The sequence below is a fragment of the Flavobacterium piscinae genome (assembly GCF_004122145.1).
Lineage (GTDB): Bacteria > Bacteroidota > Bacteroidia > Flavobacteriales > Flavobacteriaceae > Flavobacterium > Flavobacterium piscinae.
The window spans coordinates 68,028-83,638 of the sequence record NZ_SBKQ01000015.1; the positions used below are offsets into that span (position 1 = coordinate 68,028).

The 15,611-nt window shown below is 32.5% G+C and carries 15 protein-coding genes and 3 tRNA genes; 3 read left to right on the forward strand and 15 right to left on the reverse strand.

The features are described 5' to 3' along the window. Positions 1-780 carry a T9SS type A sorting domain-containing protein gene (locus tag EQG68_RS13460; RefSeq protein ID WP_129465411.1) on the forward strand — a complete coding sequence of 260 codons (780 nt, stop codon included), beginning with the start codon at positions 1-3 and terminating at the stop codon, positions 778-780. 58 nt (positions 781-838) lie between these two features. Continuing rightward, a complete protein-coding gene (locus tag EQG68_RS13465; protein ID WP_129465412.1) occupies positions 839-1,714 on the forward strand; it encodes a DUF5777 family beta-barrel protein in 876 nt (291 codons plus the stop codon). 57 nt (positions 1,715-1,771) lie between these two features. On the opposite strand, the gene EQG68_RS13470 is transcribed toward EQG68_RS13465, so the two are convergent. The 9 genes from EQG68_RS13470 to EQG68_RS13510 all read right to left on the reverse strand — a co-directional run bounded on the left by EQG68_RS13470 (position 1,772) and on the right by EQG68_RS13510 (position 10,176). Next, positions 1,772-3,919, reverse strand: coding sequence for a DUF3857 domain-containing protein (locus tag EQG68_RS13470; protein WP_129465413.1), 2,148 nt, complete (start codon positions 3,917-3,919; stop codon positions 1,772-1,774). Between the two features lie 4 nt (positions 3,920-3,923). Next, entirely contained in the window at positions 3,924-5,843 is a 1,920-nt protein-coding gene (locus tag EQG68_RS13475; RefSeq protein ID WP_129465414.1) for a transglutaminase-like domain-containing protein, read from the reverse strand. Between the two features lie 110 nt (positions 5,844-5,953). Continuing rightward, positions 5,954-6,403: a sterol desaturase family protein gene (locus EQG68_RS13480; protein ID WP_129465415.1), complete on the reverse strand. Its 450-nt coding sequence runs from the start codon at positions 6,401-6,403 to the stop codon at positions 5,954-5,956. Between the two features lies 1 nt (position 6,404). Continuing rightward, positions 6,405-7,244, reverse strand: a complete 840-nt coding sequence (locus tag EQG68_RS13485) for a phytoene/squalene synthase family protein (RefSeq protein WP_129465416.1) — start codon at positions 7,242-7,244, stop codon at positions 6,405-6,407. An 11-nt stretch (positions 7,245-7,255) separates the two neighbouring features. After that, positions 7,256-8,725, reverse strand: a complete 1,470-nt coding sequence (locus tag EQG68_RS13490; RefSeq protein ID WP_129465417.1) for a phytoene desaturase family protein — start codon at positions 8,723-8,725, stop codon at positions 7,256-7,258. A gap of 54 nt (positions 8,726-8,779) precedes the next feature. Then, on the reverse strand, positions 8,780-9,676 hold the full coding sequence (locus tag EQG68_RS13495; RefSeq protein WP_129465418.1) for a MerR family transcriptional regulator: 897 nt from the start codon (positions 9,674-9,676) through the stop codon (positions 8,780-8,782). 207 nt (positions 9,677-9,883) lie between these two features. After that, positions 9,884-9,965 (reverse strand) — tRNA-Leu (locus tag EQG68_RS13500). 37 nt (positions 9,966-10,002) lie between these two features. Continuing rightward, positions 10,003-10,075: transfer RNA gene (locus tag EQG68_RS13505), tRNA-Lys, on the reverse strand. Between the two features lie 28 nt (positions 10,076-10,103). After that, positions 10,104-10,176 (reverse strand) — tRNA-Lys (locus EQG68_RS13510). 125 nt (positions 10,177-10,301) lie between these two features. On the opposite strand from EQG68_RS13510, the gene EQG68_RS13515 reads away from it, so the two are divergent. Further along, positions 10,302-10,823 carry a shikimate kinase gene (locus tag EQG68_RS13515; RefSeq protein ID WP_246011759.1) on the forward strand — a complete coding sequence of 174 codons (522 nt, stop codon included), beginning with the start codon at positions 10,302-10,304 and terminating at the stop codon, positions 10,821-10,823. Here the strand turns inward: EQG68_RS13515 and EQG68_RS13520 are convergent. The 6 genes from EQG68_RS13520 to thrS form a co-directional block, all read right to left on the reverse strand. Continuing rightward, positions 10,812-11,312, reverse strand: a complete 501-nt coding sequence (locus EQG68_RS13520) for a phosphoribosyltransferase domain-containing protein (RefSeq protein ID WP_129465419.1) — start codon at positions 11,310-11,312, stop codon at positions 10,812-10,814. The genes EQG68_RS13515 and EQG68_RS13520 overlap by 12 nt on opposite strands. 122 nt (positions 11,313-11,434) lie before the next feature. Continuing rightward, on the reverse strand, positions 11,435-11,986 hold the full coding sequence (locus tag EQG68_RS13525; protein WP_129465420.1) for a hypothetical protein: 552 nt from the start codon (positions 11,984-11,986) through the stop codon (positions 11,435-11,437). Positions 11,987-12,094: 108 nt separating this feature from the next. After that, the gene (gene rplT, locus EQG68_RS13530; RefSeq protein ID WP_129465421.1) at positions 12,095-12,439 is read right to left on the reverse strand and encodes a 50S ribosomal protein L20; all 345 of its coding nucleotides are present in this window, start codon (positions 12,437-12,439) and stop codon (positions 12,095-12,097) included. A gap of 141 nt (positions 12,440-12,580) precedes the next feature. Next, positions 12,581-12,778 carry a 50S ribosomal protein L35 gene (gene rpmI, locus EQG68_RS13535; protein WP_081709383.1) on the reverse strand — a complete coding sequence of 66 codons (198 nt, stop codon included), beginning with the start codon at positions 12,776-12,778 and terminating at the stop codon, positions 12,581-12,583. Positions 12,779-12,867: 89 nt separating this feature from the next. Beyond that, entirely contained in the window at positions 12,868-13,416 is a 549-nt protein-coding gene (gene infC / locus EQG68_RS13540; protein WP_262707612.1) for a translation initiation factor IF-3, read from the reverse strand. 23 nt (positions 13,417-13,439) lie between these two features. Continuing rightward, on the reverse strand, positions 13,440-15,386 hold the full coding sequence (gene thrS, locus EQG68_RS13545; RefSeq protein ID WP_129465423.1) for a threonine--tRNA ligase: 1,947 nt from the start codon (positions 15,384-15,386) through the stop codon (positions 13,440-13,442). Between the last annotated feature and the right edge of the window lie 225 nt (positions 15,387-15,611).

Below are 15,611 nucleotides of genomic sequence, written 5' to 3' on the forward strand. Positions count from 1 at the left end.
ATGAAAAAAATTACTTTATTTTTATTTACAATTTTATCTATGATGTCTTTAGCCCAACAAAAGACAACGGGTGTAATAGATTTTAGTAGTAATTATAGTGGTGTTTTATTACTTGATAATAATACATCGACTGTAACACTTACACTTTCCGGTCCAAATGATCGATGGTTTGCATTGCAATTCGGTTCGTTTGAAGGTGGTATGGTTGAAGGAAATGATGTAGTATATTGGAATAATACTACACTTGTAGATGCTGTTCATAATGGTGTTGGTATTGCACCGTCTTCAGATTCAAGTAATGATTGGGTATTAATTTCCAATCAAAATAATATACCAGTTGCAGGAAGGAGAACCTTGGTCTTTTCAAGAGCATTTGAAACAGGAGATGTTAATGATTATACATTCAATTTTCTCGATAATACAATTGATTTAGCTTGGGCCAGATCTAGTACAGCTTCGTTTACATTAGCTAATCATAATCCTTCTAACCGTGACGTTTTAGTAGATACTCCATTAAACTTATTAGGTGTTGAAGATTTTTCTTTAGAAGCTTCTAAAGTGTTCCCTAATCCTTCCCAAGGGAATTTTACAATTCAAACAAAAACCTTTTTAAATGAGGTAAATATTTATACTCAAACCGGCGTTTTTGTTAAGTCAATTGAAGTAGAAAATAACAATGAAAATGTTGACTTTAATATTACAGGTTTGCAAACGGGTATTTATTTAATAGAATTAATCAATGATACTCAAAAATCTTGGAAAAAGATAATCGTGAATTAAAACTAATATTAACTAAACAACGTAGATAGTAGTATGAACTACTACTATTTTTTTTATTATGAGAAAACTTATCTTCCTCCTTTTTATACCATGTTCACTTTTTGCTCAAGATGATTTATTAAGTGATATTGATAGCGTAGAGTCTAATGTAAAGGTAGAATCGGCCTTTAAGTCACTTAAAATAATTAATTTAGAATCAACTAAGTTAGCTTCTAAAGGTGATTTTTACTTTGTAGTAGCTCATCGTTTTGACTATTTTAAAAATGGTTTTGATGATTTTTTTGGTTTGGATAACGCCAATACGCAACTCAAGTTTTTGTATGGTGTAAATGAATGGCTAACTGTTCATGTTGCTCGAAGTGGATTTCAAGAAACGTATGATTTGGCCGTAAAATATAAATTAAAAAGTCAGATAAAAGATGGTTTTCCATTTACGATCGTTGGATTTAATAGTATAGCGGTTAATACAGAATTAAAAGAGAAAGATTATCCAAATTTGACGTTTGAAAACAGGTTAAGTTATGTAACTCAACTTTTAATTTCAAGAAAATTTTCGGAGAAATTGTCTTTACAAATAGCACCATCTTTCTTTCATGAAAATACCTTACGTGATATTTTAGACGATGAAAATCAGGCTATATTGCCAAATCCACAAGACAACAGTCAGTTTGCAATAGGCGTGGGAGGACGTTACAAACTTACCAGTAGATGGTCTGTAAATGTAGATTATGCAGCTCATTTGAATCGTACTTCTCGATCAATTTACAGAAATCCTCTTTCAATAGGAGTTGATTTAGAGACCGGTGGACACGTTTTTCAAATGCATTTTACCAATGCTCGGGCAATGCATGAAAGTGGTTTTTTAGGACAAACCACCGGAGACTGGAGCAATGGAGAAATTGCCTTTGGATTTAATTTGGTCCGTGTATTTTAAGACAAAATAAAAAACCCTATAAAAATTATAGGGTTTCTTTTTTAAACAAATCGTGTACTAATTCTTTTTCAATAAAATTTTTTCTTGTGTAAACTGAAAGGCATCTTCTAAAAAGTCAATCATTTTGTTCCAATTACTATTTGGTTCATAATAATTGTTATAGGATTTTGTGGTTTTAATTGTAATCAAATTACCATTCTGGGTTACAGAACTTATAAATCCACCAGTCTCATTTTCAGCATTTTTATTAAATTTTTCCAAACCGGTTGCGTTGTAACCTTGCGGAATTTCGAATTGAATTTCGTGTTCAATTTGTCTAGGGAAACTCATATGAATGTTATTAGGTCTCTTTTTTTCTTTTTCCGAAAGTTCTATCTGAGAGGTTAAAAATTTCCCTAGTTCAATAATTATATTATTACCTGCTTTTTTTATGTAATGGTCTTTGATGGTAAATGATTCTTTATATGACATAGGTTCTTTACTGCCAAATCTTCCAGTGTTTTCAACATTCATAGTGTAGTTTTCAATATCATGACCAAATTCATCTTTTACAGCATCCGTGAAGTTTTCTTTTTGTTTGTCTTTGTATTTAGCAATTAATGCGTCAAATTCTTTTTGATATTGCTCTTTTTTCTTTTTGTTTTTTACTTTTTCCAATAAAGATGCGGTTCCGTATCTTTGATAATCATTATAAACATAATCAAAAAAATATAATTTATTTGATTGCTCACTGGGTTTATAATGTCCTGAAAAATAATTTTCTCTTTCTACTTTAAAAGTGCTTAAATCTTCAATAAGTTTAACTTTAGTGATACTTTTTGACACATTATCTTTCTTAGTAGAACCGGGAAGTGTAATCATTTCCGAATCTACTACTTTCTTATTTTTTGATACTTGAAGCAAATACGCTTTTGTGTTTTCAAGTTGATAATTGAATTGATCGGCTGAAGTAAATGGGGTAAAGAACTCCAAATAAAGAGGGTTTGCGGTATTAACACGGAGTAAGATGGTGACATTCTGTTGAATGAGTAAATCTGTAATTGGGCCATTATAACGAGCTGTACCAATCACAATATCATATGGAATTTTATTGTCTTTTAAAAACGCCATAAAGTGATTGATGAACTCCTCTTCTTTTTGAAAAAATATTGCATTTGGATATAAATCAAAAGGATAAAAAATATTGGCATCTTTCACTACAAAAGCTTCAATGTATTGTGTAAAATATTGATGACGGGTGAAATAATAAACTTCTCTCACTTTTTCTTCATCAGAGCTGAATGTTTTTCCTTTTAGAAATCTTTCAATATGACCTAAATCGCCATAAGGTCTAAATTTGGTATTATAATATTCAAAAACGTCTTCTTTAGAAACTCTAGATTTTACGATGCTTTCCTTTTCAGAAAGAAAGGCTTCTGCTCGTTTTTCAAACTTTCCTGAACGGGCAAAAAACACTTGAAATTTATAACAAGGCAATTCGATTAAGGGATAGAACCATCTTGGGAATTCATTTTTTTCTATGTCTTTGGCTGAAAATTCATAATGCCTTTCGCCACTTTTTTTATTCGGAATTTCTTTTAATTCGGGAGCTCCATTATAAGTGGCAAAGTTTAAAAAGAAATCATTTTCTGTTTGAAAAATGAGTTTATAATCCATAATCGGATATACGTCGCCTAAGGTTCTTTCTACCGGATCAAACCCCATCTCCAATTGCGATTTAAAAGGCTCCTCAGAATGTAAATAGTAATCGATAATGTCTCCGATTTCTAAATTTGGAATGGCTATTTTTTTCTCTTTGTCAGCATCAACCGCTTCCTTGCTTACATTGATAATGGTTTCTTTACCATCCGGTTTTACCACTTTTATGCCTAATGTATTTTTTCCGGCTCGTCTACTCCAACCTTTATCTGAAGAAAATCGTTCTTTGAAAGTAAATTCTGAAAATTCTTTAACAGCTGCATCATCAAGTAATTTTACTCTACTTCGTAGGGCAGATGTATAGTTTATATTGGTACCAAATTTATGATAATCGTGAAATTCATATTTATAAATCATCACCGCTGACTCATTTTTCCATTTATCCGGTATAGTCATTGTTTTAGCATGCGGATCGTCTTTTCCCCAAAAGAAATCACGAATTTTTAAATCTTCTTGAGCAGATAATGAAGCAGATACAAAAAGAAAGAGGAGTAAAATTTTTTTCATTTAACTATGATTTTGATAAAGTAATGGATGAATTATAAAGTTCGGTAAGTTTTTTATGGGCTGCATTCCATAATTCTTGTTGGCTTTTTCGGATGATGGCATTTTTAAAAGTAAAAACTTTACGGTAAACAAGATCTTTACCTTTTAGAGAGAAAGTAATTTGAATATCGAAATCTTCATTTTTCTCACTCAAATTTTCCGGCAAATTATCCACTTTATAGCCGTCAGGAAGTGTGATGATTATTTCAGAATCATATAAAGTTTTATAGTCTAACTCATAATCGGTTTCACGTTCTTTAAATGTAAAACTTTTATATTCATTCATAAATTCAAAGTTTAAGTAAATTTCGTTATCAAATTCACTTATTCTATTCGAAGATTCGAATGCATAATCTATAACGAGTTTTGCGTCTCTGTTCTTTAAATCACTCGGTTTAATGTCTTTTACTTTATTGTTTTTGTCACTTTTAGCCAGATAATATTGGAGAGCTTCCGCTTTTTTATCACTTTCAAAACTGTTGTAAATGTTTAAAAATTGACTTCTGCTTTCGCCGGAATACGTTCGGTTGCAGGTTCCTATTAATTTATCTTTTTCAATAACTAATTTTGCTCGGAATGTTTCTTTATTTGATTCGGCGGAACTTGTTGGGATTTTATCAATAATGAATTCATTTCCGTTTTCAATCATCACTTCCTTATTCTGAATTCGCTCTGCGTAGTTTCCTAACGAACTAAATTTTTCAGTTCCATCCAAATAAATTTTCTTCCCATTCTGAAAAACAGTACAAATCATATGATTGTCAACTATCAAGGAAGGAATAGAGTAATTATAAGCAATGTGTTTTGTGCCAATCCACGTTAATCTAGCATCAAAGCCTGCTATTTTAAGCATTTGTTTGGTGAGGTTAGCCATACCTTTACAATCACCATAGCGTTTTGTAAAAACCTGATGTGAATCATCGGGTTTAAATCCGGCAATGCCATCTTCAAAAGCAATGTAACGGATGTTATCTTGCACCCAATAATAGATGTTTTTTATTTTTTCTTCATCAGAAGTTGCTTTTGCAGTAAGTTCATTCACTTTGCTTTTTAATTGCTCAGTATCGTCTTTCATTTGATCAACAAGGGATTTATACCATCTATATAAATCAGCAGTAGTATTAAAAAGAGTTCCTTTTTTACCATTGTAGTCATAAGATTTAGCTAAAACCAAAATGTGCGGATAGAGATAGGATCTTCCGGGACTGCTTTCTTCATTAAAAACAGCGGGAATGTCTTTGTAGTGATATAAATAACGTGTTGATTTATTTTTAGCATCCTTAGTTTGACTTTTAATGATTGTATGTCCATTAAAGTTCATTTCTTTTAATTCAACTTCTAACCAATCCGGAACTATAATTTCAATTTTTTTATCTATAACAGGGAATTCATCATTAAAATGCAACGAGGTAAAATATTTTACATCTTCAAATTTCTTGTTCATTGCATAATTATAAGTATATCCTTGAACCGGAAAATCAATTTGAACATGTTTTACACGAGCATCATTATAAAACAAGTCTTTATCCTTGTAAAATTCATCTCTAATGGGTAAAGAAGCTGTTTTTTCATTTCGATACTTCAACAAAAAAGTTTCAATTTTTGACGAGCTATCATAGAACTCATATTTGTAGATATCTGCACGATGGTTAATATTCATCAGAATTTCATTAACCGCTAAATCTACTGTTACATTTGACGTTGATTTATTAAAGCCAAAATTAATAATTTCAGTACTTTCTAAAATGGCAACATCTTGCTTACTGTATTTTCCACGAATAGTTTTGGCAAGTTCGATATCAGAAGGTGTAGGGTCAATGTTTTTTTGACTCCAAACAGACAAATTTCCCAATAAAAAGAGAAAAAGGATAGTTTTGAAATGCATAAAAATTGTTTTTGCTAAGTAAGGAAAAAATAATAGTTTATGCTAAATTATTTTTCAAAAGCCTATCGTTTTTTTAATTTTTGGAATTCAGGTATTTTCAATACACTAATTTATTTTTTAAAATATTTCCAAGGCACGATAAGCATTCCAAAACATTCTCCATCTTCTTTACCGGTGTGTTTATGGTGCATTTTATGTGCTCTTCGAACTGCTTTAGCATAAATATTATTTGCATTTCTAAATAACTTGAAACGTTGGTGAATGAAAATGTCATGCACAAAAAAGTAAGCCAAACCGTAAGCAAAAATGCCAATTCCGATGGCTAATCCAATTTCCAAAATATTGTACTTCCAAAGTAAAAAGAAACTAATACTCACTATGGCATAGAAAATGAAAAAAGCATCATTTCGCTCAAACCACGAATCGTGATCTTTTTTGTGATGATCGGCATGCAAATTCCATAAAAAGCCATGCATAACATATTTATGTGTAAACCAAGCCATGAATTCCATCATGGAGAAAGTCAAAAAGAAAACTAAAATGTGAACCCAAGTACTCATATTATATGGTTTTAAATCGATAATTTATATAGCATTTTGCCAATAATCCCACTTTTTGATAGTCGGGAACTCTAATTCGCGTATTTTTAATGGCTAATGAAGGGGTGTTTTTTAACTTTGAAAGTAATTTTTTATAGTAAACATAAGCAGTATAAACCCCAAATTTAGCTTCAATCGGAAGTTTACGTATTCCTTCAAATCCGGCTTCAAAATCAGCTTCAATTTCCGCGATAATAGTTTGTTTCGAAATCTCATCGAGTTGATTCAAATCGGTATTAGGAAAGTAAGTGCGATTTAATTCTTCATAATCTGCTTTTAAATCCCTTAAAAAATTTACTTTTTGAAAGGCAGAACCTAATCGCATAGCACTTTCTTTCAATTCATCATATTTCTTTTGATTGCCGTTTACAAATACTTTCAAGCACATTAATCCTACCACATCAGCGGAACCATAGATGTAATCATGGTATTCTTCTGCGGTTTTATATTCTGATTTATGTAAATCTAATTTCATACTTTTCATAAATGCATCGATTAATTCTTTTGGAATTTCAAACCGATTGACAGTGTGTTGAAAAGAATTTAAAATAGGGTTTAGACTAATTTTATGATGAAGAGCATTTTCTAAATCACTTTCAAATAAAGTAAACAATGTTTCTTTGTTATAATCATGAAATGAATCTACTATTTCATCCGCAAAGCGTACAAAGCCGTAAATATTATAAATATCCTGACGGATAGAGGGAGCCAACATTTTTACTGCTGAAGAAAACGAAGTGCTGTAAGTCTTCGTTACATTTCTACTGCATTCATAAGAGATGGTGTCAAAAATAGATTTCATAGCAGTAATTTTTAACGTTTAATTGCATTTTTTTTAATCAATTCAGAAACCAATTTTCCTGAAATTAAAGAAGGTGGAACTCCGGGTCCGGGAACTGTAAGTTGTCCCGTAAAGAATAAATTTTCAACTTTTTTACTTTTCAATTTTGGTCTCAAAAATGCCGTTTGAAGTAACGTATTGGCCATTCCATAAGCATTCCCTTTGTATGAATTATAATCTTTAATGAAATCATTTACACAAAAAGATTCTTTAAAGATAATATTATTTTTTACATTTTGTTCGGTTAGCTTCTCAAAACGATTCATAATAATGTTAAAATATTTTTCTCTAATTTCTTCCGTATCATCTATTCCGGGTGCAAGTGGAATTAAAAATATGCCTGCTTCTTTACCATTTGGAGCTGCAGAATCGTCTGTTTTAGAGGGGAAACTAGCGTAAAAAAGCGGTTCTTCGGGCCAAGAAGGCTTGTCATAAATTGCTTCAGCATGTTTGTCAAAAGATACATCAAAAAATAGAGTATGATGCTCTACATTTTCAATTTTTCTATCAAAACCTACATAAAAAAGTAGGGAAGAAGGTGCAAAAGTTTTCTTTTCCCAAAAGGATTCAGAATATGCCCTGTGTTCTTGATCTAATAGAGTTTCTGAATGATGATAGTCTGCACCACTCAAAACAACATCACATAATTGCTCCTTTCCATTCACCTTGATGCCGACTGCTTTTTTTTGTTTTACTAAAATTTTCTCAACAGTAGCATTGGTTTGGATTTTAATTCCCAGTTCGCTTGCCAAGGATTCCATCGCTAGTATTACGCTGTACATTCCGTTCTTTGGATGCCATGTTCCCATTCCGAAATCAGCAAAATTCATAAAACTGTAAAATGCCGGCGTATCTTGTGGTTTTGCTCCCAAAAACAGCACAGGGAATTCTAATATTTGCACTAATTTTTGATTTTTAAAGCGTTTTCGAACTTCCTTGCTGATGTTTGAAAAAAATTGACCCACCTTTAAAGCTGTTTCAGGTGTAATTAATTCAAGGGGAGAAACACCGGGTCTGTAAACCAAATTTTTAATTGCGATGTCATAATTGCTTTTGGCTTCGACCATAAACTTTTCTAAAACAGCTCCACTACCTTTTTCGATACTTTCAAAGGTTTTGACAATGTCATTTAAATTGTCGGCAATGGTTACAAAATCACGAATGCCAAAATATACTTGATAGGCAGGAGAAAGTTTAATTAACTCGTAATAGTCATTTGGCTTTTTTCCAAAATCTTCAAAAAAGCGTTCAAAGACATCAGGCATCCAATACCAAGTTGGCCCAATGTCAAAAGTAAAACCTTCCTTTTTAAGTTGTCTGGCTCTTCCGCCAATTGTTGAATTTTTCTCGAATACGGTAACATTGTTACCTTCTTTTGCTAAATAGCAGGCGGCAGCCAAAGCTGAAAATCCGGAACCGATTATAAAGATGTCTTTTTTCATATTGTTTAACAAATATAGCTAAAAAGTTAAACAAAAAAAAGATTTATGAAAAAATTAAAGATTATTTGACATTTCGAGTATTGAACTGAAGATTTTTACGTTTGGATGTTGATCTTGCTTGATAAATTCAGTTAATCGACCTATAGTCCATAATTCAGATTGACTGCTTTCTAAGATTTCAGTATGAATTTCTTTCAAATAATTGTTTATTTCATCTTTAGAAGGCTCTACAGTCATGTAAGAAATATAGGTGACGTTATCAAAATATTTTTTAATGTCTTTTAAGCTTTCAATTGGAACACTTTCTCCCAAATAGATTGTTTTATAGCCATTTAAAATTATTTCATAATTTAGGTACATTAACCCCAACTCATGGATTTCATTGGAGGGAAGAAAAAGTATAAAAACCCTGTCCCCTTTAGTCGGTTCTAACGACTGAACTTTTTCAGTGTTAACCAATAATTTTTGTTTTATTAAATAGCTAATAAAATGTTCGTGTGCAGGAGAAATGGTTTCAGATTGCCACAACAGTCCAATTTCATTCATTAAAGGAATGAAAATTTCATAAAAAATTTCTCTGAATGATTTTTCGGATAATAGATTGTTGTAAGTGTTGACAAATAATGTTTGATCAAAATTCATCATGGCCATTTTAAAAGCATTGATGGCATGATGTTTTACACTTTTTTCGTTCACAATTTCCCGAACGAGAATACTAATTTTATCAGGACTTAATTTTGATATTTTTGAAATTTTGTAACCGTGATTGTGCAGTAATGTAATATTCAAAAGCTTTTGAAGTGAAGGTAAATCGTAATAACGAATGTTAGTGTCTGTTCGCATGGGTTCAAGAACATTGTATCGTTTTTCCCAAATCCTGATTGTATGTGCTTTTATACCTGATAAATTTTCAAGGTCTTTGATACTGAATACATTTTTAACATTGTTCATTCTTTCTCTATATTTGTTAAACAAAATTAATAATTATATATTAATGAACTATTTTTTTATGGTTTATTTTTGAAAATTGTACATTTTATAAAGAAAAAATTTACAATTAAGTCAAACAAAGTGAAAATAAATCCACAGTTAATGAAATTTAAAAGAAATTAGAGAATAAAAAAAACGTTAAGTTCACTTAACGTTTATGGTTTTAAGTGACCACGATGGGATTCGAACCCATACGCCTTGCAGCACCACCCCCTCAAGATGGCGAGTCTACCAATTTCTCCACGTGGCCTAAAAAAGCAAAGACGTTGCATGCAACGTCTCTTTTGTGACCCGACTGGGGCTCGAACCCAGGACCCCAACATTAAAAGTGTTGTGCTCTACCAACTGAGCTATCGAGTCTTAGCATTTAGAAATTTCAAAAAAATTGTGACCCGACTGGGGCTCGAACCCAGGACCCCAACATTAAAAGTGTTGTGCTCTACCAACTGAGCTATCGAGTCAAATGCAATTTCTTGAATGCGGGTGCAAATATACGGCCTTATTATTTATTTTTCAAAGCAAAATTGTCTTAAATTTGGTTTTTTAAATTAATCTTTCTTAACGCCTTATTATACAGGGATTTATTATGTGTAAAAAAATTATTTTAGTAGGATACATGGGGTCAGGAAAGACAGTTGTGGCTTCAAAACTAGCGACAGTTTTACAAAAAACGCATTTAGATTTAGATTCTTTAATTGAAAATAAAGAAAATTTAGAAGTCAATTCAATTTTTAAAACCAAAGGTGAACTCTATTTTAGAAAACTGGAACATCAAGTTTTTAAAAGTCTAGTCGAATCAGAGGATGAATTTATTTTGAGTTTGGGTGGAGGAACGCCATGTTATGCTAACAATCATCTATTTTTAAAAAATGAAGATGTAATATCAATCTATTTAAAGACTTCAGTAGAGGAGCTTCATGAACGTTTGTTAGGTAATAAATCATCAAGACCGCTAATCGCCGCGATGGAAGAAGAGGAGTTGAAAGAGTTTATTGCAAAACACCTTTTTGACAGAAATTATTATTACCATCAAGCGAAACACATTGTTTCAACCGATGCAAAATCAATCGATGCTATTGTAGAAGAAATAAAAAATTTAGTTGCTTAAATAAGCCAAACTTGTATTGTTTTCGAAAACTACCTGAACATGCTCTTGTAAAGAGGTTGAAAGTGAAATACCTTTAAAGTCAACTTTTACCGGATATTTTTTATGATTTCTGTCCACCAATACGGCTGTTTTGAATTTTGTTAATGGTACATCCAAAAAATGTTTTACACCATAGACTAAAGTAGTACCTGAATTTAAAACGTCATCTACCAATATCAATCCTTTGTTTTGGTAATCGTTTTTTGAGAGGGAGGTTGTTATCGGTTGAAAAGGGTCGTTTTTATCTATAAAAACTTCACACAATACAATTTTTAAAGAAGCAATTTTGCCCAATTCGTTTGCTAATTTCTCCGCAAAAACATAGCCGTTTTTAGCAATTCCTGCTATTATTATCTCTTCTTCATCCACAAATGTTTCGTAGATTTGATAAGCAATTCGTTTAATCTTATGCTCAATTTCCTGATGTGAGAGAATTGTAATTTGCGGCATGATTTTTTATTTTTTCAAAGATAGAAAGATTATACAACATCCAAAAAACATTTTTAGTGTAAGAAATTTAAGTTTGAAATTTGGATAGTACTTAAATGTGGAGGCTTAACTTTTTAGTTATCTTATTTACTTTTAATTTTTTTATTAAAAAGTTCTTTGTTTAAAGACAAACTGTAAGCTAAACTCATAAAAATACACCATGAAATCAAATAGGCCGGAAATTTTTCTACACCAAATTGTAAGTATTCATTTTTCGAAAATACTAGCATAACAATAATTACAGCAATATTACAAACGCTAATGACGCGAAAGCTAAATTTAGAATTAATTTCCTTGAATAAATAAGAGTAAAAATAAAAGAGCAACAAGGCAGCTAAATAACCTCCTAGTGTTATTAAAGCGACACCTTCTACCTCGGAACTACCTCCATTTGTAATATTTTGAATCCATTCGTCAAAAAAGTAAAGCACAATTCCTAATCCAAGAAATACTAAATAACTTTGTACAACGCTAATAATAATGCCAAGAACTTTGTTCAGTTTAAATTTATCTGTGTTTACTAAACTGACTGACAACGCAAAAATAAGCGGTAAAAAGAATAATGCTTTTTCTACTGAAGGAACAAGAAGTATTGTGACAATTACCAAAACTGAACCAGCTAAAACCCGTATCATATTTTTATATTTTTACTTAATTTACAATTATAAAGATAATAAAAAAAGAGCTGCCTTTTCAGACAACTCTTTTATATAAGTAAGTTAAAATCGGGTTGATAAAAACGTTTATTTTACTTTGTTCACAATTGCTTTGAAAGCTTCCGGATGATTCATTGCTAAATCAGCAAGTACCTTACGGTTCAATTCGATACCGTTCGATTTTACTTTTCCGATAAATTGAGAATAACTCATTCCTTCCAAACGAGCACCAGCGTTAATACGCATGATCCATAACGAACGGAAGTTTCTTTTGTTTTGTCTTCTGTCACGGTATGCATAAACCATGGCTTTTTCAACCGCGTTTTTAGCAACCGTCCAAACGTTTTTACGTCTTCCAAAGAAACCTTTGGCTTGCTTTAATACTTTTTTTCTTCGTGCTCTTTTAGCAACAGAATTTACTGATCTTGGCATAATTTTCTTGTTTTTTTGTAGCAGGCGTCCCGAATTGAATCAAGGGAACTTATCGGCCGTACTCCAAGGTTATTAAAATTGTTTTTAACCTAAAGAATTATAAAAAAAACTAACGACTAGTTACTAGTCACTAATTACTAATTAAATAATTCTTAATTGTTCTTTTACACTTTTCATGTCAGTTGAATGAACTAACGCTGAGTGTGTTAAAGCTAATTTACGCTTTTTAGATTTTTTAGTCAAAATGTGACTTTTAAAAGCGTGTTTTCTCTTGATTTTTCCAGAGCCAGTTACCTTGAATCGCTTCTTAGCACTGGATTTTGTTTTCATTTTAGGCATAATTTCCCAAATTTATTTGTGATTCAACTTACTTACTTTTTTTACTTTCATTTTTCATCTGCTTACTGCGACTGAAAACTGAAAACTGTCTACTTCTTCTTCTTCGGAGCGATATACATAATCATTCGCTTTCCTTCTAAAACGGGCAAAGCCTCCACTTTTCCTAATTCTTCTAAATCCTGAGCCAATCGCAATAAAAGAATCTGACCTTGCTCTTTATAGATAATTGATCGCCCTTTAAAAAACACAAAAGCCTTTAATTTAGCTCCTTCTTTTAAGAACTTTTCAGCATTCTTTTTCTTGAACTCATAGTCATGCTCGTCCGTTTGAGGTCCAAAACGTATTTCTTTCACTACAATTTGAGTCGATTTGGCTTTGAGCATCTTTTCTCTTTTCTTTTGCTCGTAGATAAACTTACCGTAATCCATTAATTTACAAACGGGTGGTTCTGCATTGGGAGAAATTTCTACCAAATCCACCTCGAATTCTTCGGCTAATCGCAAAGCTTCAGAAATTTTGTAAACGCCCGGTTCGATGTTTTCACCTACCAATCGCACTTCGGGAACACGAATTAAATTGTTAATTCTGTGTGCAGCCTTCTTTTCTACTCTGGGTTGAAATCCCCTGTTGTTTCTAATTGCTATGACTTTTAATTTTTAAGTTAAACTGTAAATGGTTTTAATGTTTTGCTTATTTCTTCGTTTACAATTTTTGCAAATTCATCAACTGTAACCGTGATATTTCCTTTTCCTTCTTGACCGTGTCTTCTCATAGAAATCGTGCCGTTCTTCTCTTCTTCTTCACCAACTATGATCATAAACGGAATTTTCTTCACTTCCGCATCTCTAATTTTCTTACCAATCGTTTCGTTGCGGTTGTCAATTAGGCCGCGAATTTCGTTATTTTCTAGCAAACTTAAAACTTTTTCTGCATATTTTTCATATTTCTCACTCAAAGACAAGATGATAGCCTGTTCCGGCATCAACCATAATGGGAAATTTCCTGCCGTATGCTCCAACAAAATAGCAATAAATCGTTCCATCGAACCAAATGGTGCCCGGTGAATCATTACAGGGCGATGCATTTCGTTATCCGCTCCTTTATAATTCAATTCAAAACGTTCCGGTAAATTATAATCTACTTGAATGGTTCCCAATTGCCATTGTCTTCCCAAAGCATCTTTCACCATAAAGTCTAATTTCGGCCCATAAAAGGCAGCTTCACCATATTCTACAACAGTATTCAAACCTTTGTCTCTCGCAGCATTGATAATTGCATTTTCTGCTTTTTCCCAATTCTCATCGCTTCCAATGTACTTATCTCTATTTTCCTGGTCTCGCAATGAAATTTGGGCAGTGAAATTTTCAAATCCTAATGATCCAAATACATAAAGAACTAAATCGATAACATTTTTGAATTCGGCATCCAATTGTTCAGGTGTACAAAAGATATGAGCATCATCCTGCGTGAATCCACGAACCCTAGTCAATCCATGTAATTCGCCACTTTGTTCATAGCGATATACCGTTCCAAATTCTGCATAACGCTTCGGTAAGTCTTTATAACTCCACGGTCTTGTGTTGTAAATTTCACAGTGATGTGGACAATTCATCGGCTTTAATAAAAACTCTTCGCCTTCTGCTGGGGTGTGAATCGGCTGAAAACTATCAGCACCATATTTCGCATAATGTCCCGAAGTAACATACAATTCTTTCTGACCAATATGTGGCGTCACCACTTGCTCATAACCCGCCTTCTTCTGAGCTTTCTTCAAAAATTGCTCTAAACGATCACGCAAAGCAGCTCCTTTTGGTAACCATAACGGTAAACCTTGACCCACTTTTTGCGAAAAAGCGAATAAATCCAACTCTTTACCTAACTTTCTGTGATCTCTGCGTTTGGCTTCTTCTAATAATTCTAAATATTCCGACAAATCTTTCTGCTTCGGAAACGAAATGCCGTAAACACGAGTCAATTGCTTGTTCTTTTCATCACCACGCCAATACGCACCGGCAACACTCATGATTTTCATAGCTTTAATCAATCCCGTATTCGGAATATGACCACCGCGACACAAATCAAAAAAGTTGGCGTGATCACAAAACGTAATCGTTCCGTCTTCTAAATTCGAAATCAATTCCGTCTTATATTCATTATTTTTATATACTTCCAAAGCCTCCGCTTTCGAAACAGAACGCATTTTAAACTCATGCTTTTCTCTCGAAATTTCTAAAACGCGGTCTTCAATAACTTTAAAATCGGCTTCAGTAATTTTCGTGTCACCAAAATCTACATCATAATAAAACCCATTATCAATGGCCGGACCAAGCGTTAATTTAATGCCTGGATATTTTTCTTCTAAAACTTGAGCCATTACGTGTGAAGTCGAATGCCAAAACGCCTTTTTACCTTCTTTGTCATTCCAAGTATATAATATAAGTGAACCATCCGTGGTTAATTCCGTTGTCGTTTCCACAATAGTGCCGTTATATGACGCAGAAATTACATTTCTCGCCAAACCTTCACTAATACTTCTCGCAACATCCATCGGAGTCGAATGCTGCTCAAACTCCTTAACCGAACCGTCAGGTAAACTAATTTTTATCATGCCTAAATTTTTAAATATCCCGAAACTTCGGGATGCAAATATATAAGTTTACTAAATCCTACACAATATATATAGGTAATATTAAAACAACATTTTCCAGAAGCCATTTCCCGCTTTTCATTGCAAGCTTGTTTGTCTTGTTGTTTTTTTCAAAGTCAAAGAAAGAGCTTCCTTTGGTCGCTTTTTTTTGCCAAGAAAAAATACACCAATCCATCACAAGGCTTT

Coding starts and splice junctions, on each gene's coding strand:
- EQG68_RS13470 (WP_129465413.1), bottom strand. CDS start 3,919: ATGAAAAAAATTTTACTCCTCTTTCTTTTTGTATCTGCTTCATTATCT.
- EQG68_RS13495 (WP_129465418.1), bottom strand. CDS start 9,676: ATGAACAATGTTAAAAATGTATTCAGTATCAAAGACCTTGAAAATTTA.
- thrS (WP_129465423.1), bottom strand. CDS start 15,386: ATGATAAAAATTAGTTTACCTGACGGTTCGGTTAAGGAGTTTGAGCAG.
- EQG68_RS13525 (WP_129465420.1), bottom strand. CDS start 11,986: ATGATACGGGTTTTAGCTGGTTCAGTTTTGGTAATTGTCACAATACTT.
- EQG68_RS13485 (WP_129465416.1), bottom strand. CDS start 7,244: ATGAAATCTATTTTTGACACCATCTCTTATGAATGCAGTAGAAATGTA.
- EQG68_RS13515 (WP_246011759.1), top strand. CDS start 10,302: ATGTGTAAAAAAATTATTTTAGTAGGATACATGGGGTCAGGAAAGACA.
- EQG68_RS13490 (WP_129465417.1), bottom strand. CDS start 8,725: ATGAAAAAAGACATCTTTATAATCGGTTCCGGATTTTCAGCTTTGGCT.
- EQG68_RS13475 (WP_129465414.1), bottom strand. CDS start 5,843: ATGCATTTCAAAACTATCCTTTTTCTCTTTTTATTGGGAAATTTGTCT.
- EQG68_RS13460 (WP_129465411.1), top strand. CDS start 1: ATGAAAAAAATTACTTTATTTTTATTTACAATTTTATCTATGATGTCT.
- rpmI (WP_081709383.1), bottom strand. CDS start 12,778: ATGCCTAAAATGAAAACAAAATCCAGTGCTAAGAAGCGATTCAAGGTA.
- EQG68_RS13480 (WP_129465415.1), bottom strand. CDS start 6,403: ATGAGTACTTGGGTTCACATTTTAGTTTTCTTTTTGACTTTCTCCATG.
- rplT (WP_129465421.1), bottom strand. CDS start 12,439: ATGCCAAGATCAGTAAATTCTGTTGCTAAAAGAGCACGAAGAAAAAAA.
- EQG68_RS13465 (WP_129465412.1), top strand. CDS start 839: ATGAGAAAACTTATCTTCCTCCTTTTTATACCATGTTCACTTTTTGCT.
- EQG68_RS13520 (WP_129465419.1), bottom strand. CDS start 11,312: ATGCCGCAAATTACAATTCTCTCACATCAGGAAATTGAGCATAAGATT.